The sequence below is a fragment of the Aeromonas sp. BIGb0405 genome (assembly GCF_024807335.1).
Classification (GTDB): Bacteria; Pseudomonadota; Gammaproteobacteria; order Enterobacterales; family Aeromonadaceae; genus Aeromonas; species Aeromonas rivuli.
The window spans coordinates 1-19,482 of record NZ_JANUEP010000002.1 but is presented as its reverse complement, the minus strand read 5'-3'; the positions used below and the strand labels follow the sequence as shown (position 1 = coordinate 19,482).

Genomic DNA, 19,482 nt, shown 5'->3' with positions numbered 1-19,482 from the left:
ATCGGCAGAAAATATATATAAAAAACGGACAGCCAAGGGACTGTCCGTTTTTTTAGCCGTTTTTTACCAACACGCTGGTTCAGAACAACAGATGAGCCATGGCGGCAATGACCGGCAGGGTCACCAGGGTACGCAGCAGGAAGACCACAAACAGCTCCCACAGCTTGACCGGGATCTTGCTGCCAAGCAGCAGAGCACCCACTTCCGACATATAGATAAGCTGAGTCACCGACATGGCGGCGATGACGAAGCGGGTCATCTCGCTCTCTATGCTGGACGCCAGGATCGCCGGGATGAACATGTCCGCGAAACCGACCACTATGGTCTTGGAAGCGGCTTCGGCCTCCGGCAGCTGCAACAGCTCAAGCAGCGGTATGAAGGGAGCACCCAACCAGTTAAACACGGGCGTATGCTCGGCCAGCAACAGGGCACAGGTACCGATCGCCATCACCACCGGCAGCACGCCAAACACCATGTCCAGGGCGTTCTTAACTCCTTCCCGCGCCATGGCACCAAGGTCAGTCACGCTATCGGCTTTCTTGAGGGCACGCTCGAAGCCATAGCTCACCAGACTGTGGTCGTGGGGCACCGCCTCCTGCTTGCGGCACAGCGGAGTGCCATCGGCATAGACATCCTTCTTCCAGGAGAGCGGCGGCAGACGCGGTACTATGATGGCAGCCACCACACCGGCCAGACAGACGGTCAGATAGAAGGGCACGAACATATGCTCGAGCCTGACTTGCGAGATGACCACCAGGCAGAAGGTAATGGAAACGGCCGAGAAGGTGGTGCCGATGACGGCGGCTTCTCGCTGGGTGTAGAACTTGCCTTCATACTGCTTGCTGGTCAGCAGGATGCCCACGCTGCCATCGCCGAGCCAGGAGGCGAAGCAGTCGACTGCGGAGCGCCCCGGCAGACGGAATACCGGACGCATGATGCGGGTCATCAGGGTGCCGACAAATTCCAGCAGACCAAAATCCAGCAGCAGCGGCAGCAGCAGGCCGGCGAAGATAAACACCGAGAACAGCACGGGCAACAGGTCATGCAGCACCAGACCACCGGTCGCATCGGAACGCAGTGCCTCTGGGCCCACTCCGAAGAAGGTCAGCAACGCGAAGAGGCCGCCCAGTACTCGCACCATGGCCCAGAAAGGGGACACGTTAAACAGGGCATTGAGAAAGGGGCGACGTACCAGGATCCCAGGCTTGAACAGCCAGGCAACCAGGGTCAATAGCATGGTCGTGGTGATCAAGGCGCACACCACGGCCACCAGGGAGTCGGCGAACACCGCTTGTACCGTCTTGGCCAGCACAGCCACGGGTATGGTGATATTGCCGTCATAGAGCACAGGTGTCATGAACAGCAGGATCCCGATAAGTGACGGGATCAAGAACATCAGCAAGTTACGGCGCGTATTTACCGCAGGGGCTTCGAGGGTCTTTTCCAACATGAGATTACAGCCTTAATGTTACTTTTCCTTAGCCAGGTCGCCTGCATACTCATGCCCCGCCCAGCAAAACGGGCGAAAGAATACTCCAAAAAAATGCACAAACAAGCTTTTAATGCATAATTTTAAGCATAAGTATTTTTCAGACGAAGCTTCCATAAGAACATCCCCAAACAGATATGCATATCAATTCATGACACAGTGTTAGCATATTGTTTCAAGCAGGTTACGTTCAGGTGCGCAGTATAACCAGCTGGCGATGACAGGCAAGAACAGGCATCACAAATACATCTACTGGTACGCTTCGGATCCATGAAAACCACAGTGGCGCCCATAAAAAAACCGGAGTCCGTTGCCGGACTCCGGTATTCATCTCAACCATCTGAAGAGTGATCAGTCACGCACGTAGATGACTTCTACGCCGTCATCATCGTCTTCATCCCAGTCATCATCACCGAGGGATTCATCGAAGGCGCGGGAAGCCGCTGCGGCCTCTGCTTCGGCCTGGGCCAGCTGGTTCTTGTGGTAGTCATCCCACTTGAACTCCACCTTCTCGATGGCGTCCTTGGCATCTTGCTCCAGCTGACGAGGCATGGTATCGAGCAGATCCAGAATGTCGTAGCAGACCTTCTTGGTACCTTGCTTGCTGATAGCGGAGATCTCGTAGACGGGGCCTTCGTAGGCCAACGCACTCTTGACGCGCTCCATCACCTCGGCCGCTTCTTCTTCCAGGATCAAGTCCATCTTGTTGAACACCAACCAACGCGGCTTGCTCGCCAGCTCAGGGCTGTACTTCTCCAGCTCCTTGACGATAGTGACCGCGTTTTCGGCAGGATCAGACTCATCAACCGGGCAGATATCAACCAGGTGGATCAACACGCGGCAGCGCTCAAGGTGCTTGAGGAAGCGAATACCCAGACCGGCGCCCTCGGCGGCACCTTCGATCAGGCCCGGAATATCGGCGATCACGAAGGAGCGGGAGTTTTCACCACGTACCACACCCAGATTCGGCACCAGGGTGGTGAAGGGGTAATCGGCAACCTTGGGTTTGGCGGCAGAGACGGCACGAATGAAGGTAGATTTACCGGCATTGGGCAAGCCCAGCATACCGACGTCAGCCAGCAGCAGCAGTTCCAGCTTCAGGGTACGCACTTCACCCTCGGTGCCGTTACTCTTCTGATAGGGGGCACGGTTGACCGAGCTCTTGAAGCGCGTGTTGCCCAGACCATGGAAACCACCCTTGGCGACCAGCAGCTTTTGGCCATGCTGGGTCAGGTCACCGAGCCGCTCGCCGGTATCTTCATCGCTGGCACGGGTACCGACCGGCACCTTCAGGGTCAGATCCTTGCCACGGCGACCGGTACAGTTGGCGCTCTGGCCATTCTCACCACGCTCGGCGGCGTGGAAACGCTCGAAACGGTAGTCGATCAGGGTATTCAGGTTTTCATCGGCAAGCAGATAAACGTCGCCGCCATCACCACCGTCGCCACCATCAGGGCCACCGTTGGGGATGAATTTCTCACGGCGAAAGCTCACACAACCGTTACCACCGTCACCGGCATCGACTCGAATTTGGACTTCATCAACAAACTTCATAGGTAACCGTCACCTTAATTCGAAAAACCGATACGCAATTATAGTGGTACAGACCCCTGCGGGCGAGACGCATCTTGGCGATGAGGCCTGTCAGCGCCAGCTCATCCGCGTGCCGTTTTTTCGTCAAACTTTTCAGAAAAACAAAAGCCCCGCCAGGTTGGCGGGGCTTCGGATCCTTGCGGTCCGTAATTACTCAGCAACGATGCTGACGTACTTACGATTCTGCGGACCTTTAACTTCGAACAACACTTTACCAGTCGCAGTAGCGAACAAAGTGTGGTCGGTACCCAGACCAACGTTGGTGCCAGGGTGGAACTTGGTGCCACGCTGACGAACGATGATGCTACCAGCCAGTACAGTTTCGCCGCCGAAGCGCTTGACGCCGAGACGTTTGGCTTCTGAGTCGCGACCGTTACGGGATGAACCGCCAGCTTTTTTATGTGCCATTTTTCAGATTCCTCTCGAATTAAGCGCTGATGCCAGTGATTTTGACTTCAGTGAACCACTGACGGTGGCCCGCTTGCTTACGATGGTGCTTACGACGACGGAACTTGACGATAGTCACTTTCTCGCCACGGCCGTGAGCCACAACTTCAGCTACAACCTTGCCACCTTCAACGAAAGGAGCACCTACTTTAAAAGTGTCGCCTGCAGCAACCATCAGAACTTCATTGAAGTCGATAGTAGCGCCGGTCTCAACGTTCAGCTTTTCAAGACGAACGATTTGACCTTCGGCCACACGGTGTTGTTTTCCGCCGCTTTGGAATACCGCGTACATTTGATTAACTCCGTAAAGGCGAGTCTTTTGCTCAAGGCCAGACCCGCACAAAAACCTATAACAATGGGCCGGCATTCTACGCACATCGATCTGTTCAGGCAAGACCAATTTAGCAAAAAGTTTATTTTGTGCGCACGTGCCGAGCCGTGAATAAACGCTTCACTGTAACCCATTGTGAAATCGTGTAGAATCCCCGCCATTACTAAAACTGCAGACATTGCTGCCCGTCACGTTACGAGATCTATGGACCAACAGACTATTCGAGCGCTCTGTGCCGCCGACATGACGGCGGTCAATGAGCTGATCCTGGCCCGACTCCAGTCCGAGGTCAGTCTGATCAACCAGCTGGGCTTCTATATCGTCAGTGCAGGCGGCAAACGGATGCGCCCCATGCTGACCGTCATGGCTGCAAGAGCACTGGGTTATGAGGGAGAAGATCACCTCAAGCTGGCTGCCATCATAGAGTTCATCCATACCTCAACCCTGCTGCACGACGACGTGGTCGATGAATCCGACCTGCGCCGTGGCCGGGAGACCGCCAATGCCATGTTCGGCAATGCGGCCAGCGTGTTGGTCGGCGACTATCTCTACAGCCGCTCCTTCCAGATGATGGCCGAACTCGCCGACCTGCGCGTGATGGAGATCCTGTCCGACGCCACCAACACCATCGCCGAGGGCGAGGTGCTGCAGTTGATGAACTGCAACGATCCCGATACCACAGAACAGAGCTATATGACGGTCATCTATTGCAAGACCGCCAAGCTGTTTGAGGCCGCGACCCGACTCGCTGCCGTGCTGACCCAGCAAGATGCCCGCATAGAGGCTGCCATGACCGATTACGGCAAGTATCTGGGTACCGCCTTCCAGATCATCGATGACGTCATGGACTACTGCTCCCAAAGCGATGAGATGGGCAAGAATGTCGGCGACGATCTCGCCGAAGGCAAACCGACCCTGCCGTTGTTGCGTGCCATGGAAGTGGGGACGCCGGCCCAGCGTCAGCGTATCCGTGATGCGATAGAACACCGTAACGGCATGGAGCATCTGGACGAGATCCTCACCATTCTGGATGGCACAGGGGCGCTCGACTACTCCCGCCAACGCGCCCGCGAGGAGGCCGACAAGGCCATAGCGGCACTCATGGTGCTGCCGGACTCACAACATCGTCAGGCCCTGATCCAGCTGGCCCAGATGGCTGTACAGCGCAGCGCCTGAGTGCTGGCGCTGTGACCAATAAAAGAGAGGCCTGATGGCCTCTTTTTTATTGGTTGATATGCACCAGGGTGGAGAAGAGACAGACCCTGTCTTCATCGCTCAGCCCACCCTCTGCTCAAGAGCGTCCTTGGCCTTTGTTCTGCCGCAGCTACTGCCCAAGCACGTCATCCCCTGGCCCTACTTGTCCCCTCCATTTACTAGCGCCTTTACGAACACGTCATAGGTCAGTGGCAATGGCCTCCCCCAGCTGAGCATCATCACATCTGTCGGCCTAAACCGGCGTTAAATCCCAGCCATAGAAAAGGGCCCTCACGGGCCCTTTTACATAACGACATGGGACTAACAAGCTTACTGCTTGTTGCCTTCCGGCGACTTGAGGTAGCGGAAGAACTCGCTGTCCGGCTTCAGGACCATCAGGTCGTTGCCACCGGCGAAGCTCTTGCGATAGGCCTCCATGCTACGCACGAAGCTGAAAAACTCGGGGTCTTTCTTGTAGCTGTCGGCATAGATCTTGGCGGCTTCCGCATCCCCTTCACCACGCAGCTGACGCGCATTACTGTCGGCGTCGGCGATCATGACGGTCACCTTGCGGTCGATGTCAGCGCGCAGGATTTCAGCCTGCTCGCGCCCCTGGGAGCGATGCTCACGGGCCACGGCAGTCCGCTCGGCACGCATCCGCTGATAGATGGAGTTGGAGACTTCCACCGGCAGGTTGATCTGCTTGATGCGCACATCCACCACCTTGATACCGAGCTCGGAAGAGCGCGCCATCTTCATCAGGGCATCTTCCATCACGGTACTGCGTTCACCGGAGACGATGTCCTTGATGGTGCGGTTACCTATCTCGGAACGCAGGCCGTTGTTGATCTTGCGCTTGAGCAGGTCTTCGGCCTGGATCTTGTTGCCACCACCCGTTGCCAGGTAGTACTTGGAGAAGTCCTCGATCTTCCACTTCACATAGGAGTCGATGATGAGATCTTTCTTCTCCGAGGTGACGAAGCGATCCGCCTGGCCTTCCAGAGTCTGGATGCGAGCATCCATCTTGCGAACCTGGTCGATCACCGGCACCTTGAAGTGCAAGCCTGGCTCGAAGAGACGAGGCTCACCGGAGTCAACTCGCTTCACCTTGCCAAACTGTACCACTATCCCTTTCTGCCCTTCATCGACGATGAAGACGGAAGAGAAGCAGACCATGGCAGCCACAGCGATGACACCAATAGCTATCTTATTCATCTATCAGTTTCTCCCTGTGCTGAAACGGTCACCGCTACGCAGCGGCGTCGGAGTGGAGTTGGCCCCTTCGTTGGACGGCTGAGCCGGTTCCACCGCAGGAGTGCCAGCCGGACGGGCCGGTTGCACCGCATTCGCCTTGCCAGACAGCTTGTCGAGGGGCAGATAGATCATGCTGTTGTTGCCAGCAGGCATGTCGACCAGCACCTTGTTGGTCTGCTGATAGAGCTCTTCCATGGTTTCCAGGTAGATACGCTCACGAGTCAACTCGGGGGCGGCCTGATACTGGGGCAGCAGCTCATTGAAGCGGGCAACTTCACCCTTGGCCTTCAGCACAATCTGGGACTTGTAGCCTTCGGCTTCCTGTTCCAGACGTTTGACCGAGCCGCGAGCCTTTGGCTCCACTTCACGGGCATAGGCTTCGGCTTCACGGATGAAGCGCTGCTCATCTTCCTGAGCGGAGATGGCATCATCGAAGGCATCTTTCACTTCTTCTGGCGGACGCGCCGGCAGGAAGTTGACGTCGACGATTTGCAGACCCATCTGGTAGGGCTCGATAATGCCATCGATCACCTGCCAGGTTTCCTGACGAACCTTTTCCCGACCCGTGGTCAGGACATCATCCATCCGGGTGTGGCCAACGACGTAGCGCAGGGCACTGTCGGTGGCTTGGCTCAGACTCTCGTCGGCATTGGTCACGCTAAACAGATAGGCCTGGGGATCGACGATGCGATACTGCACGTCCATCTCGACCCGGACCACGTTCTCGTCCTGAGTCAACATGAAACCAGAGGCTGGCAGTGAGCGTACCGATTCCACATCCACCGGGATCACCCTGTCGATGAAGGTCGGTTTCCAGCGCAGACCCGGATCCACGTTATGGGAGTACTCCCCAAAACGCAGCACCACGCCACGCTCGGCCTCGCGAATGGTATAGAAGCCGCTGACGACCCACACCACCACGGCGACCAGCAGGGCGATGGAGAGGCCGAACTTGCCTATCTCTCCACCGGATTTACCACCGCCGCCAAACAGACCGCCGAAGCGACGGCTGACCTTGCGCAGCATCTCGTCCAGATCAGGGGGTCCCTGAGTCTTGCCGTTATTCCCCCAAGGGTCACGGTCTTTGCCGTTGTTACCAGGCTCATTCCAAGCCATCAGCATCTCCATTTAAATACTTGCGAATGGATGTCATCTCTATCGGCAATCAGTCCACCAGGCTCAGTAGCCCATGTGATGGATCAATGCATGATAAAGCGTTGTAAAACTTCACCTTCTTGCTTCACGAGGCGGTTCCAGTCGGCCACTTGCAAGCGGACTTCCAGCACGAAATCCCCCTCCTCGCTAAAACCTTCCTGCTCTATCCCTTTGAGGCGATAGAGGGTACTGCGCAACCGGGCGGCCGAGGGTGGCAACTGCAACCTGTGGTGCACCATGGTGCCAGCCAACAATTCGGTCAGGGCCTGGAACAAGAGTTCGCGGCCTTCACCCGTCTGGGCGGAGAGCCAAACCCGTACCGGTCGGCCCTCATCGTCACGCTCCAGCATGGCGGGGCGATCGCTCAGCTTGTCAATCTTGTTACAGATCATCAGCTGGGGGCGGTCATCGGACTCGATCTCGACCAAGACCCGCTGCACGGCGTCAATATTCTCCTGCATCTGCTCGTCGGCGCAATCCACCACATGCAGTAGCAGGTCAGCCTCCCGGGTCTCTTGCAGGGTCGCCTTGAAGGCCGCGACCAGATCATGAGGAAGGTGTCGAATAAAGCCTACCGTGTCCGCCAGTATCACATCTCCTACGTCCCGGATCTCCACTTTACGCAGCGTCGGGTCCAGAGTTGCGAACAACTGATCGGCAGCATACACGCTGGCATCTGTAAGTTGGTTGAACAAAGTGGATTTTCCGGCGTTGGTATAACCCACCAGAGAAACGGTTGGTACTTCATTGCGATTGCGGGCACGACGGCCCTGTTCCCGCTGCTTGGCGACCTTGTCGAGCCGACGCAAGATGGCCTTGATGCGTTCACGCAACAGACGACGATCGGTTTCAAGCTGGGTTTCACCCGGGCCGCGCAGGCCGATACCGCCCTTCTGGCGCTCAAGGTGAGTCCAGCCACGGATCAGTCGGGTAGAGAGGTGGCGCAACTGGGCCAGTTCGACTTGCAGCTTGCCTTCATGGGTACGGGCGCGCTGGGCGAATATATCGAGAATGAGGCCGGTTCTGTCGACGACCCGGCACTGGAACAAGCGCTCCAGGTTGCGCTCCTGGGCAGGGGTCAGGGCATGGTTGAAGATCACCACATCCGCCCCCAGGGCTTGCACCTCGGAGGCGATCTCTTCCGCCTTGCCGCTGCCGACAAAGAACTTGGCGCTGGGCGCACTGCGACTGGTGGTGACGACGCCCAACATGTTGACCCCGGCAGAGCTCACCAACAGCTTGAGCTCTTCGAGATCCTCACGTTCCCCTTCATCACTGAAGTTGACATGCACCAGCACAGCCTGTTCGCCTGCTTCATAACGGTCAAACAAGCGCTTGCTCCTTAACTGGACTCATGAGGCATGGCGAGCTGGCTCGCCGCTTGGACTCACTCCTCACTGTCACCTGACGGCTCATCACCCTGACCAGTGGCGGTATGCTGATGATGGTTGACGGCGCGAGCCGGCACCACGGTGGAGATGGCATGCTTGTAGACCATCTGGCTGACGGTGTTCTTGAGCAAAATGACGAATTGGTCGAAAGATTCGATTTGACCCTGCAGTTTGATGCCGTTCACCAAATAGATAGAAACAGGAATCCGCTCACGGCGCAGCGCATTCAAAAACGGGTCTTGGAGTGATTGCCCCTTAGCCATCTTCTTTTTTCCTTATAGTTTGTTGTTTTTAAACACCGGATATCACTATAACAACCTGATTATACAGGGAGTGTCAAGCCGCACCAGCGCAGGCAATGACCCTGGCGAGGTTGTCAGACTCACCAGATCCCAACCAGGTGACCTCAGGCCATCCCCTCAACCAGGTCATTTGCCGTTTAGCAAGCTGACGAGTGGCAACGATGCCACGATAACGCATCTCATCATACCCCAGTTCCCCGGCCAGGTAGTCCCACATTTGGCGGTAGCCAACGCAGCGAATTGAGGGTAGGTCCGGCGTCAGATCCCCCCGTGCGCGCAGGGCCCTGACCTCGTTCTCGAACCCTCGGGCCAGCATGAGATCGAAACGCTGTTCGATCCGCTCATGCAGCTGAGCCCTCTCGGTCGGGGCAATGGCAAATTGATGCACCCGATAGGGCAACCCCTCCCCCTGCACCTGAGTCAGCTCGGTGAGGGTCTTGCCGCTGATGCGATAGACCTCGAGGGCCCGGCTCAGCCGCTGGGGATCATTGGGATGAATACGCGCCCCGGCCACAGGATCGATGCGCACCAGCTCGTCGTGCAGGGCCTGCCAGCCCAGCCGGGCCGCATCGGCCTCAATGCTGGCGCGAATGACGGGCTCGGCCGAGGGCAGCGGAGAGAGCCCCTCCAGCAGTGCCTTGAAATAGAGCATGGTGCCGCCGACCAGCAAGGGAATGCGGCCGCGACTGGCAATCTCGTCCATTTCGCGCAAGGCATCACGGCAAAAATCCGCCGCCGAGTAACTCAGCGCCGGATCCAGAATATCGATCAATCGATGGGGGGCGAGCCTGAGCTCGTCGACACTCGGTTTGGCGGTGCCGATGTCCATGCCGCGATAGATGAGCGCGGAATCCACGCTGATGATGTCGCAGGGCAGGGTCTGGCACAGTTCGATGGCGAGATCCGTCTTGCCGGAGGCGGTAGGCCCCATCAGAAAAATGGCAGTCGGCAAGTCAGTCACGGTCAATTCCTTTCACAAAACGCTAAAAATGGGGGGCTGCCCCATGCAAGTCAGCTGCGAGTGGCTTCACTCTTCCTCAAACTCGGCCAGGGCCGCGGCCAGGGAGAGGGGGCGCAGCAGCCCCTTGTCACCACGCGGATCACCCAGTTGGCTCACCAGCTCACCAAGCAGGCGAGTGGCCGTGGCAAAGTCATATTGTTTGTCACTGGCCAAGCCTTGTTCGACCAGCCACTGACAGAGCACCTGAGCCTGCTCCTCGTTGCTGGCAGCACTCAACCCTTCGAGGAGTTGCAGCAGCTCGGGCAGCAAACGGGCCAGATCAGTCTGGCGCAGCAGCGCCGGCACCCGAGTCAGGATCATGGTGTCGCGACCACCGCTTTTCAACTCGAGTCCCATGCGTTTGAGCAGCTTTTCCTGTTCGGCGGCCACCCCATGGAGGGATTTGGGCAATTTAAAGGCGACGGGCAGCAGCAGCGGCTGGGCGGCCAGCCCCTGCCCCCAACCTTCGAGCAGCCAGTGGCGCAGCAGGCGCCGTTCGGCCACAACCAACCGTAGCAGAGCGAGCCCGCCTCCCTGCTCGAGCAGCAGATAACGTCCCTCCACCAACGTCAGGGCCCGAGCGGTGCCCTCGACGTGCGCTTCATCCCGGGACGCCGTGCTGGTCTGAGGTGGCGCCTGGAGAGCGGGCAAGGTCGTCAACAGGGCCTCCATGCCACGCAGCGCCTCCCGAGTGGGGGCCTGCGGCAGCTCCCCACCATGGGAGCCCAGCCCCCTGGCCAAGGTCGTGCGCGGCTGACTAGCGGGACGGTCGCTGCCCATGATGCCATCAGATCCGCCCTGGCGGGCCCCCTCCCGCACCTCGGTGGGGGCACGATAGCCGTGTTCTGCCCCATACCAGTCGGTGCGCGCCGCTTGCCCCGGATAGTCGGGCGCCGTGGTCGGCAGGCTCACCTCACTCATCGCCAGAGGCTCCTGACGGTCGGCCTGGTGCAGGGCGCTAAACAGCGCCTGATAGATGAAGTCGTGGATGAGCCGCGCCTGATGAAAACGCACCTCGTGCTTGGCGGGGTGCACATTGACGTCCACCTGACGGGGATCCAGCTCGATATAGAGCACGTAGGCGGCAAAGCGATCCGGTCCCAGCAGCTCGTCATAGGCCTGGCGGATGGCGTGATTGATCAGCTTGTCGCGCATCATGCGGCCGTTGACATAGGTGTATTGCAGATCATTCTGCGGCCTGGCCCCGGCCGGGGTCGCCAACCAGCCGCGCAGTCGCACGTCGCTGTGCTCGCTCTCGATGGCGAGGGCATGGTGCATGAAGGGGGTGCCGCACACGGCGGCGAGGCGGCGCTCCTGCTCTTGCACCGAACTGGCGGCGCGATACTGGCGCACCAGCTTGTCATTGTGGCGCAGCAGCAGGGTGATATCGAAGCGCGACAGGGCGATGCGGCGCACCAGCTCATCGATGTGGGCAAACTCGGTCTTTTCGCTGCGCATGAACTTGCGCCGCGCCGGGGTATTGAAGAAGAGATCCACCACCTCGACCGTGGTGCCGACGGGATGGGCGGCGGGTCTGATGGTGACGTTCATCTCCCGTCCCTCTGCCTCGGCCTGCCAGGCTTCGGACTGTTCCTGAGTACGCGACGTGAAACTGAGCCGGGAGACAGAACTGATGGAGGCGAGCGCCTCTCCCCGAAATCCGAGGCTGTTGATCCCTTCCAGATCATCCAGGGTCGCCACCTTGGAGGTCGCGTGCCGTGACAAGGCCAGCACCAGCTCATCCTTGGGCACGCCGCAGCCGTTGTCACGGATGCGGATCAGCTTGGTGCCCCCTTTGTCTATGTCGATCTCGATCCGGTTCGCCCCCGCATCCAGGCTGTTCTCGACCAGCTCCTTGACGACGGAGGAGGGGCGCTCAACCACCTCGCCAGCGGCTATCTGGTTGGCGAGAATAGGAGGCAAAATACGGATCTGCATCGCTTATCCTTTGGGTATGTAGAGCACCTGCCCAATCTGGATCTCGTTGGATTTCAGATTGTTGTATTTAGCAAGCCGGGACATGGAGATGCCGTGACGCTCGGCAAGCCGTGACAGGCTCTCGCCGCGGGTCACCACGTGTCTGATGCTGCGCTGCTTGTCGATGGTATTCGCGCCGCTGAGGCTGGTCATCGGCTTGATAACACCCGCCCCGGATGCGCTGACCACGGGGGCGCCGCTGCGAGCCGACTGGCTAACAGGCGCCACCTGACTGACGGCTGGCTGGGTGCTGCGCGTCGACGCGCTGCTCACCTTGCCCGACATGATGTGTCCCTTGACGGGATGCGCCTTGTAGTAGTTGCGGATCCCGTGGAAGATCGCCTGGGCCAGCTTGTTCTGATAAGCATTGCTGGCCAGCAGCTTCTCCTCTTCGTGGTTGGAGATAAAACCCGTCTCCACCAGCACGGAAGGGATATCCGGCGCCTTGAGCACTGCCAGACTGGCATGCTCTGGGGCGGACTTGTGCAGGCGGGCGACTCGCCCCATCTCTTTCAAGATCATGCGGCTGACGTCATAGCCCTCGGCGCGGGACTTGTCCATGGAGAGATCCAGGAAGGTGCGCGCCAAGTAGGGGTTGGGGTCAGACTCGGCAATCACCTTGCCCACACCACCCAGCAGCTCGCCCTGCTTCTCCTGTTTCTCCAGCCAGCTGCCCATCTCGCGATTGGCCCTGTTGGTCGAGAGTACCCAGACCGAGGCACCGCGCGGACGCGGGTTGGTGAAGCTGTCCGCATGCACCGAGACCAGCAGATCCGCCTTGGACTTGCGCGCAATCTCGGAACGTTTATTGAGATCGACGAAGTAGTCCCCACGGCGGGTCATCACCGCCTGCATGCCAGGTTCACGATTGATGAGCGCGGCCAGCTTCTGGGAAACCGCCAGGGTGACTCGCTTCTCGTAGGTGCGACGCGGACCTATGGAGCCAGGATCCTCACCGCCGTGACCGGGATCGATGGCGATGATCACCTTGCTGCCCGGGGTCGCGGGGGCTGGCGTGGCATGACGGGCCGAACTCTCCTCATAGGGGAGATCGATCACCAGCCGGTGGCCATAGGGACCGGCTGGTGCCAATGGAAATACCACCGGCTTGATGGTCGACTTGAGATCCAGCACCAGACGCAGGCCTCCCTTGTCCACCGGCGTGCTCTCGCGGATCTTGCGTACCAGCTCGCTCTTGTTCTCGACCCGGGCCAGATTGGCGCCATTGCTGGCCCCCTTGAGGTCGATGACCAGCCGATCCGGCCCGGTCAGGGTGAAATAGTTGAATTGGGGCGAACTGGAGAGATCCAGCACCACCCGAGTGTTGTCGGGCGAGGGCCAGATCCGCACACTCTTGAGCTGATTGGCCCAGGTCGGTGAGGCAAGCAGAATAAAACACAGGGAAATTATCAGACGCACTTGGGTTGCAACCGTTCCAGAATAGCTTCGCCGATCGCAGTACGGGCCACCAGCAGGGCCTCGCGCTGCATGTCTACATATGTCAGGGTAATCTCGAGATCCGGGGCAGCTAGCCAACCTTCTCCCTTCTCAGGCCACTCAACCAGACAGAGGGTGTTGGGGCCGAAATAGTCACGGATCCCCATGAACTCCAGCTCCTCGGGATCTGCCAATCGATACAAATCAAAGTGATAGACCTGCCAGGCTCCGAGCTCATAGGGCTCGACCAGTGTATAAGTCGGACTCTTTACCTTGCCTGAATGGCCGAGTCCCTGGATCCAGCCACGGGTGAGCGTCGTCTTGCCCGCCCCCAGGGTGCCGTGCATAAAGACGGTGGTCGCTACTTGGCTGGCGCGCGCCAACTGACCACCCAGATTTACGGTCGCTGCCTCATCCGGCAACGCTATCATCAACTGTTTTGCCATCGTCTTCTTAACTTGTCAGGAGTGTCGGGATTGGCCAGAAAGCGGATCCATGGCAACAGGTCAGATGCCAGCATGCCTCTCTCCCCTTCTGTCGCCGCCAGATCGGCAGCCTCCCCATGGAGCACTGCGCCCAGGCAGGTTGCATCACGCGCCCCTAGCCCCTGGGCCAAAAGGGCGGCGATTATACCAGATAACAGGTCACCCATGCCGCCGCTGGCCATGCCGGGATTCCCCTCATGGCAGAGCCAGACCTGTTTACCATCCGCGATGAGTGTACCTGCCCCCTTGAGCAGCACGACGCCGCCATAGGTGCCCTGCAGGGTCTGTACGGCGGCGAAGCGATCGGCCTCCACCTCGGCGGTGCTGCAACCCAACAGGCGGGCTGCCTCGGCGGGATGGGGCGTGAGCACCCAATTATCCTGATGGCGGGGCTGTAGCGCCAGCCAATTCAATCCATCTGCATCCAATACCAGTGGCAGCTCCCGGCACAAAGCCTGCTTGAACAGGGCCCCGCCCCAGGCATCGAGGCCCAGTCCAGGCCCCAGCACCCGTACTGATCCCCAGGGGTTGACTCCGCCCACTCGGAGCCTCTCTCCAGGCAGGGTCTCTGCCGCCGATGAGGAGCCGACCAGCGCGTCGCGCGCTAATGTCATGATCTCGGGCTGGGTCTGGCTGGCGGGAACATTCATCGGATGCTGGCACACCTTGACCAGCCCGGCCCCGGTACGCAGGCAGGCCATGGCTGCCAGCAAGATGGCCCCCGCCATGCCCTGATTGCCGCCAATCAGCAGCACACGGCCTTGTTCTCCCTTGTGGGCGCAGCGTGCACGGGGGACTAACAGATGAGCCAGGGCGGGATAATCGATACGTCGGGCGGCGGGCGCTTGCCAATGACTCAGATCCAGACCGAGAGGGTCCACATCCAGCTCCCCGCACCAGCTCGGTCCCTGGCCGGTGAGCAGCCCCTGCTTGAGCCCGACCAGGCAGAGAGTGCGAGTCGCCCGCACCGGGCTGGCCATGATGTGGCCGGTATCGGCATCCAGCCCTGAGGGGAGATCCACGGCCAGCAGCGGCACGGGCAAACGATTGATGGTTGCGACAATCTTTGTCATCGCCGGCGTGAGTGGCAGGCGGACGCCGCTGCCAAGCAGCGCATCTATCAACAGATCCGGAAGGAAAACCGGCTCGGCAAGGGTCAGATGGACATCCTCGAAGCGTTCAACCTGACCCCCCGCCGCCAGGAAAGCGGCCGCGGCCCGATGGGCATCCCCCTTGAGCTGCGCCGGGGCCCGCGCGGCGATGACTCTCACTCTGAAGCCAGCAGCCTGCGCCAACCGGGCCAATACATAGCCATCGCCGCCATTGTTGCCGGGGCCGGTGAAGATCCACCAGTGATGGGCCGCTGGCCAATGCCCCTTGGCATAATCAAACAGCGCGGTGCCGGCGCGCTCCATCAACTCATAGAGCGACACCCCCGCAGCGGCGGCCAGTTCCGCCTCGGCACGGCGAATTTGTTCGCTACGCCATAGCGCGCTGGGGAGCCGTGGGCCATGACTGCGCGGTTCGTTGAGGAGCTGTGGTAAACTGCCCCCTCCTTCCCTGTTGATCTGCATCATGACGGCTCCCGATTTCGACAAACTGGCCCAAGATATCAAGCTCTGGGCACGCGAGCTAGGATTTGACCAGGCTGGCATCACGGACACTGACCTGCACCAGGAAGAGCCCAGGTTGCAGGCCTGGCTCGATGCCGGCTATCACGGCACCATGGACTACATGGCCCGTCACGGCATGATGCGCGCCCGCCCCCATGAGCTGCTGCCGGGCACCCTGCGGGTGCTGTCGGTGCGGATGAATTATCTCCCCTTCGAGGCGGGTTTCGCCGCGACCCTGCGCGATCCCAGCCTCGGCTATATCAGCCGTTATGCCCTGGGCCGCGACTACCACAAGCTGCTGCGCGCCAGGCTCAAACAACTCGGTGAGCGGATTGAGGCGCGCTGCGAGGCGCTGGGCTGGCGTCCCTTCGTCGACTCGGCCCCCGTGCTGGAGCGGCCACTCGCCGCCAAGGCTGGGCTCGGTTGGGTTGGCAAACACTCACTTTTGCTCAATGAGTCCGCCGGTTCCTTCTTCTTCCTCGGCGAACTCCTGCTGAGCCTGCCGCTGCCCATCGACCAGCCGGTGGAGAAAGAGCAGTGCGGCAAGTGCGTGGCCTGCATCAACATCTGCCCCACCGGTGCCATCATCGCGCCCTATGTGGTGGATGGGCGGCGCTGCATCTCCTACCTCACCATAGAGAGTGACGAGCCTATTCCTGTCGAGCTCAGGCCCCTGCTCGGTAACCGTATCTATGGCTGTGATGACTGTCAGCTCATCTGCCCCTGGAACCGTTACGCCGATGCCAGCCCCGAGCCTGACTTCAGTCCGCGCGCCAATCTGCACAGCCCCAAGCTGCTGGATCTCTGGGCCTGGTCCGAGGCTCTCTTCCTGAAAAATACCGAGGGGAGCCCGATCCGCCGCATCGGTTATCAACGCTGGCGCCGCAATCTGGCAGTGGCGCTCGGCAACGGCCCGGCCGATGAAGCCGTCTTCACCGCCCTGCACGCAGCCCTGCCAAGCGCCGATCCCATGGTGGCCGAGCACATCAGCTGGGCAGTGGCGAGCCTGACCGCCCGTCAGCAGGGTGAGAACCGCAAGACCAAGCTGCTCATCCGCTGCATCGAAAAGGGTCTGCCGGATCACGCTTAATCTCACTGTCACCTCTGCTAACTCGCGATCAGAGCCAGTAGCCATGCCCTTGATCGACAAGAGATCAGCGACAGATCACGCTTGAGGATCGGCCTCCTTGCTGTTTCCTCGCACATTTCCCATGCTTTAGCGCCGCCAGTGTGGCGTCATCATCATAAGGATCGGAGCAGATGCAGATATTGGGTGTGGACATAGGAGGCTCGGGCATCAAGGGGGCCCTGGTCGATACAAAGCGCGGCGAACTCATCGGCGAACGCCATCGCATCCCGACCCCGCAGCCCGCCACCCCGGCCGCCATCGCCCATGCCCTCAAGCAACTGGTCGAACACTTCCAGTGGCAGGGCCCCATCGGCTGCGGTTTTCCCGCCACCATACATCACGGCGTGGCCAAGAATGCCTCCAACATCGACAAGAGCTGGATAGAGACGGACGCAGCCAGGCTGTTTGGCGAAGTGACAGGTCAGCCCTGCTTCGTGCTCAATGACGCCGATGCCGCAGGCCTGGCCGAGATGCGGTTTGGCGCAGGCCAGGGCCATGATGGGGTCGTCATCCTGATCACCGTTGGTACCGGCATAGGCACGGCCCTGTTTGTGGGGGGTCATCTGCTGCCCAATACCGAACTGGGTCACCTGATGCTGGAGGGCATGATAGCCGAACACTACTGCTCGGATGCGGCGCGCAAGCGGGAGGAGATCTCCTGGAGCAAGTGGGGCAAGCGTTTCAACCAATATCTGGCCCGGCTCGAGTTCCTCTTCTCGCCGGATCTCTTCATCCTGGGCGGGGGCACTGCCGCCAAACTCGACAAGTTTGTCGACAAGATAGCCACCCGGGCGCCGCTTATCGCCGCCGCCAGCCTCAACCAGGCAGGGATCATCGGGGCCGCGCTCTATGCCGCCGAACAGGCAGCCACTCGTTCGAAACCGACAAAAAAGGCCCCGTAAGGGGCCTTGGATTTACCGGGACTAGGCACTCCCTATCGGGGCAGGCTTGCGATGTAGCGCTCTACCACACCCTTCACGAAAAGCTGACAGGCCTCCCCCGTTTTCGGATCATAGTGGCCGCCATTGGTCAGGTTGTTGGAGAGGATACGGATCGAGAGGAAAGGGATCTGGAAGGCATCGGCTATCTGCGCCGCTGCCGCCCCTTCCATCTCTTCCACGCTGGTGCCGAACTCCCGGTGGAACCAGTTGATGCGATCTACCTCGCTGTTCCAGAAGTTGGCAGACCCCACCGTCCCTTCGACGACCTTCCCCCTGGCATAGGCTACCTGCCGGGCGATGTCGATGAGCGGCTGGCTTCCCTCGTAGTAACGGATCTTGTTGGCATCGTCGCCACCCGCACTGCCGGCAGATGCCATGATATCCATCGGCAGCCACGCCAGCGCCTCGACCCCCTGCCCTTCTGCTCGCTGGGGTGTCTTCAGATTGCCAATGTTGACGGTCCGCTTGCCCAGCACAATGTCACCCACCTTGAGCTGCTTGTCATGGCCCCCGGCCGTGCCCTGGTTGATGATGGCCAGGGGGTGATAGCGACCAATGGCGATGGCCGTCGCCGCGGCCGTGTTCTCCAGCCCCTTGCCGGTCTGGCTGACGATCACCGGGTAACCGTTCAGAGTCCCCCGGTAGAAGAGGTAGGGACCAACCTGCTCCATCACCACCCCTTGCAACAAGGAGGCAAAGTGCTCGGCTTCGATGGGCATGGGTCCCTGGATCAGGATGGGAGACGAAGGAGGATGATCGTGGCCGGCCACAATGACACTGCTGAGTGACTGGGCCTGGGTCGTCATGCTCATGGCCATCATCAAGGCCATGAACCACTGTGTGAGATTACGCATTGCCAAACTACTCCTCTGCTCGGGTACTCGGGTCATAGGCAGCAGGCCTATCAACCATGTAGGGCGCGGATTATCGCACAAAACAGCAAACGTTTTCATGGCAAAGCGAAGTGATAAATAGCTGAGAAATGGGGGTAATAGTAATCAAGGAAACTGAACATCGGGGATGAAAAAAGAGGTTGGAAAGGGTACTTCGAGGAGAGATTGGAGCGGGAAACGAGACTCGAACTCGCGGTCCGACCCTGGCAAGCACGGATCATGCTCTACCAATGTATTGGGTACAAAATCAGGCGGTATATATCTATGGAAAGGGTACTTCGAGGAGAGATTGGAGCGGGAAACGAGACTCGAACTCGCGGTCCGACCCTGGCAAGTACGGATCATGCTCTACCAATGTATTGGGTACAAAATCAGGCGGTATATATCTATGGAAAGGGTACTTCAAGGAGAGATTGGAGCGGGAAACGAGACTCGAACTCGCGACCCCGACCTTGGCAAGGTCGTGCTCTACCAACTGAGCTATTCCCGCAACAGGTACTGCTGATATGACGGTGTTTATGGATGCTTGGAGCGGGAAACGAGACTCGAACTCGCGACCCCGACCTTGGCAAGGTCGTGCTCTACCAACTGAGCTATTCCCGCATCGATTCGACTGGCGTCGATGCATCTGCAAACACGGCTTTCTTCGATTGGAGCGGGAAACGAGACTCGAACTCGCGACCCCGACCTTGGCAAGGTCGTGCTCTACCAACTGAGCTATTCCCGCAACAGGTACTGCTGGTATGGCTGTGTTTTTGGATGCTTGGAGCGGGAAACGAGACTCGAACTCGCGACCCCGACCTTGGCAAGGTCGTGCTCTACCAACTGAGCTATTCCCGCATCGATTCGAC

17 protein-coding genes and 4 tRNA genes are annotated in these 19,482 nt (G+C 59.4%); 3 read left to right on the top strand and 18 right to left on the bottom strand.

The window, feature by feature from the left end; genetic code table 11:
* Nucleotides 1-79 precede the first annotated feature (79 nt).
* From M2366_RS04895 to rplU, 4 genes are all read right to left on the bottom strand, one after another.
* Nucleotides 80-1,450 carry a YjiH family protein gene (locus tag M2366_RS04895; RefSeq protein WP_259269116.1) on the bottom strand — a complete coding sequence of 457 codons (1,371 nt, stop codon included), beginning with the start codon at nt 1,448-1,450 and terminating at the stop codon, nt 80-82.
* 390 nt (nt 1,451-1,840) lie between these two features.
* Nucleotides 1,841-3,043: an Obg family GTPase CgtA gene (gene cgtA / locus M2366_RS04890; RefSeq protein WP_042040958.1), complete on the bottom strand. Its 1,203-nt coding sequence runs from the start codon at nt 3,041-3,043 to the stop codon at nt 1,841-1,843.
* A 189-nt stretch (nt 3,044-3,232) separates the two neighbouring features.
* Nucleotides 3,233-3,490 carry a 50S ribosomal protein L27 gene (rpmA, locus tag M2366_RS04885; protein WP_005911261.1) on the bottom strand — a complete coding sequence of 86 codons (258 nt, stop codon included), beginning with the start codon at nt 3,488-3,490 and terminating at the stop codon, nt 3,233-3,235.
* Between the two features lie 19 nt (nt 3,491-3,509).
* Nucleotides 3,510-3,821 (bottom strand): 50S ribosomal protein L21, encoded by a 312-nt coding sequence (rplU, locus tag M2366_RS04880; protein WP_005304210.1) that lies wholly within the window; start codon nt 3,819-3,821, stop codon nt 3,510-3,512.
* Between the two features lie 243 nt (nt 3,822-4,064).
* On the opposite strand from rplU, the gene ispB reads away from it, so the two are divergent.
* Nucleotides 4,065-5,036 (top strand): octaprenyl diphosphate synthase, encoded by a 972-nt coding sequence (gene ispB / locus M2366_RS04875; RefSeq protein WP_042040959.1) that lies wholly within the window; start codon nt 4,065-4,067, stop codon nt 5,034-5,036.
* 348 nt (nt 5,037-5,384) lie between these two features.
* Here the strand turns inward: ispB and hflC are convergent, their stop codons facing one another.
* The 9 genes from hflC to M2366_RS04830 all read right to left on the bottom strand — a co-directional run bounded on the left by hflC (nt 5,385) and on the right by M2366_RS04830 (nt 15,632).
* Entirely contained in the window at nt 5,385-6,269 is an 885-nt protein-coding gene (gene hflC / locus M2366_RS04870) for a protease modulator HflC (protein WP_042040960.1), read from the bottom strand.
* Between the two features lie 3 nt (nt 6,270-6,272).
* A complete protein-coding gene (gene hflK / locus M2366_RS04865; protein ID WP_042041021.1) occupies nt 6,273-7,424 on the bottom strand; it encodes an FtsH protease activity modulator HflK in 1,152 nt (383 codons plus the stop codon).
* 83 nt (nt 7,425-7,507) lie between these two features.
* On the bottom strand, nt 7,508-8,794 hold the full coding sequence (hflX, locus tag M2366_RS04860; RefSeq protein WP_042040961.1) for a ribosome rescue GTPase HflX: 1,287 nt from the start codon (nt 8,792-8,794) through the stop codon (nt 7,508-7,510).
* A 56-nt stretch (nt 8,795-8,850) separates the two neighbouring features.
* The gene (hfq, locus tag M2366_RS04855) at nt 8,851-9,117 is read right to left on the bottom strand and encodes an RNA chaperone Hfq (RefSeq protein WP_042040962.1); all 267 of its coding nucleotides are present in this window, start codon (nt 9,115-9,117) and stop codon (nt 8,851-8,853) included.
* 73 nt (nt 9,118-9,190) lie between these two features.
* A complete protein-coding gene (miaA, locus tag M2366_RS04850) occupies nt 9,191-10,087 on the bottom strand; it encodes a tRNA (adenosine(37)-N6)-dimethylallyltransferase MiaA (RefSeq protein ID WP_259235822.1) in 897 nt (298 codons plus the stop codon).
* A 96-nt stretch (nt 10,088-10,183) separates the two neighbouring features.
* Nucleotides 10,184-12,094 (bottom strand): DNA mismatch repair endonuclease MutL, encoded by a 1,911-nt coding sequence (gene mutL, locus M2366_RS04845; RefSeq protein WP_259269115.1) that lies wholly within the window; start codon nt 12,092-12,094, stop codon nt 10,184-10,186.
* 3 nt (nt 12,095-12,097) lie between these two features.
* Nucleotides 12,098-13,552, bottom strand: a complete 1,455-nt coding sequence (locus M2366_RS04840; protein ID WP_042040964.1) for an N-acetylmuramoyl-L-alanine amidase — start codon at nt 13,550-13,552, stop codon at nt 12,098-12,100.
* Nucleotides 13,543-14,016 (bottom strand): tRNA (adenosine(37)-N6)-threonylcarbamoyltransferase complex ATPase subunit type 1 TsaE, encoded by a 474-nt coding sequence (gene tsaE / locus M2366_RS04835; protein ID WP_224431174.1) that lies wholly within the window; start codon nt 14,014-14,016, stop codon nt 13,543-13,545. The genes M2366_RS04840 and tsaE overlap by 10 nt, the downstream gene beginning before the upstream one ends.
* Nucleotides 14,001-15,632 (bottom strand): NAD(P)H-hydrate dehydratase, encoded by a 1,632-nt coding sequence (locus tag M2366_RS04830; protein ID WP_259269114.1) that lies wholly within the window; start codon nt 15,630-15,632, stop codon nt 14,001-14,003. Before M2366_RS04830 ends, tsaE begins: the two co-directional genes overlap by 16 nt.
* Between M2366_RS04830 and queG the strand changes: the two genes are divergently transcribed.
* Nucleotides 15,631-16,758, top strand: a complete 1,128-nt coding sequence (gene queG, locus M2366_RS04825; protein ID WP_042041023.1) for a tRNA epoxyqueuosine(34) reductase QueG — start codon at nt 15,631-15,633, stop codon at nt 16,756-16,758. The genes M2366_RS04830 and queG overlap by 2 nt on opposite strands.
* 170 nt (nt 16,759-16,928) lie before the next feature.
* The gene (gene ppgK / locus M2366_RS04820; RefSeq protein ID WP_224431176.1) at nt 16,929-17,699 is read left to right on the top strand and encodes a polyphosphate--glucose phosphotransferase; all 771 of its coding nucleotides are present in this window, start codon (nt 16,929-16,931) and stop codon (nt 17,697-17,699) included.
* A 32-nt stretch (nt 17,700-17,731) separates the two neighbouring features.
* On the opposite strand, the gene M2366_RS04815 is transcribed toward ppgK, so the two are convergent.
* From M2366_RS04815 to M2366_RS04795, 5 genes are all read right to left on the bottom strand, one after another.
* Entirely contained in the window at nt 17,732-18,592 is an 861-nt protein-coding gene (locus tag M2366_RS04815) for a 5'-methylthioadenosine/S-adenosylhomocysteine nucleosidase (protein ID WP_259269113.1), read from the bottom strand.
* 453 nt (nt 18,593-19,045) lie between these two features.
* Nucleotides 19,046-19,121 (bottom strand) — tRNA-Gly (locus tag M2366_RS04810).
* Between the two features lie 37 nt (nt 19,122-19,158).
* Nucleotides 19,159-19,234 (bottom strand) — tRNA-Gly (locus M2366_RS04805).
* A gap of 48 nt (nt 19,235-19,282) precedes the next feature.
* Nucleotides 19,283-19,358: transfer RNA gene (locus M2366_RS04800), tRNA-Gly, on the bottom strand.
* A 37-nt stretch (nt 19,359-19,395) separates the two neighbouring features.
* A tRNA-Gly gene (locus M2366_RS04795) sits at nt 19,396-19,471 on the bottom strand.
* Nucleotides 19,472-19,482: the final 11 nt, after the last annotated feature.

Coding starts and splice junctions, on each gene's coding strand:
- hfq (WP_042040962.1), bottom strand. CDS start 9,117: ATGGCTAAGGGGCAATCACTCCAAGACCCGTTTTTGAATGCGCTGCGC.
- mutL (WP_259269115.1), bottom strand. CDS start 12,094: ATGCAGATCCGTATTTTGCCTCCTATTCTCGCCAACCAGATAGCCGCT.
- tsaE (WP_224431174.1), bottom strand. CDS start 14,016: ATGGCAAAACAGTTGATGATAGCGTTGCCGGATGAGGCAGCGACCGTA.
- queG (WP_042041023.1), top strand. CDS start 15,631: ATGACGGCTCCCGATTTCGACAAACTGGCCCAAGATATCAAGCTCTGG.
- ppgK (WP_224431176.1), top strand. CDS start 16,929: ATGCAGATATTGGGTGTGGACATAGGAGGCTCGGGCATCAAGGGGGCC.
- M2366_RS04815 (WP_259269113.1), bottom strand. CDS start 18,592: ATGCGTAATCTCACACAGTGGTTCATGGCCTTGATGATGGCCATGAGC.
- miaA (WP_259235822.1), bottom strand. CDS start 10,087: ATGGGGCCTACCGCCTCCGGCAAGACGGATCTCGCCATCGAACTGTGC.
- M2366_RS04830 (WP_259269114.1), bottom strand. CDS start 15,632: ATGATGCAGATCAACAGGGAAGGAGGGGGCAGTTTACCACAGCTCCTC.
- M2366_RS04895 (WP_259269116.1), bottom strand. CDS start 1,450: ATGTTGGAAAAGACCCTCGAAGCCCCTGCGGTAAATACGCGCCGTAAC.
- cgtA (WP_042040958.1), bottom strand. CDS start 3,043: ATGAAGTTTGTTGATGAAGTCCAAATTCGAGTCGATGCCGGTGACGGT.
- hflC (WP_042040960.1), bottom strand. CDS start 6,269: ATGAATAAGATAGCTATTGGTGTCATCGCTGTGGCTGCCATGGTCTGC.
- rpmA (WP_005911261.1), bottom strand. CDS start 3,490: ATGGCACATAAAAAAGCTGGCGGTTCATCCCGTAACGGTCGCGACTCA.
- ispB (WP_042040959.1), top strand. CDS start 4,065: ATGGACCAACAGACTATTCGAGCGCTCTGTGCCGCCGACATGACGGCG.
- rplU (WP_005304210.1), bottom strand. CDS start 3,821: ATGTACGCGGTATTCCAAAGCGGCGGAAAACAACACCGTGTGGCCGAA.
- hflK (WP_042041021.1), bottom strand. CDS start 7,424: ATGGCTTGGAATGAGCCTGGTAACAACGGCAAAGACCGTGACCCTTGG.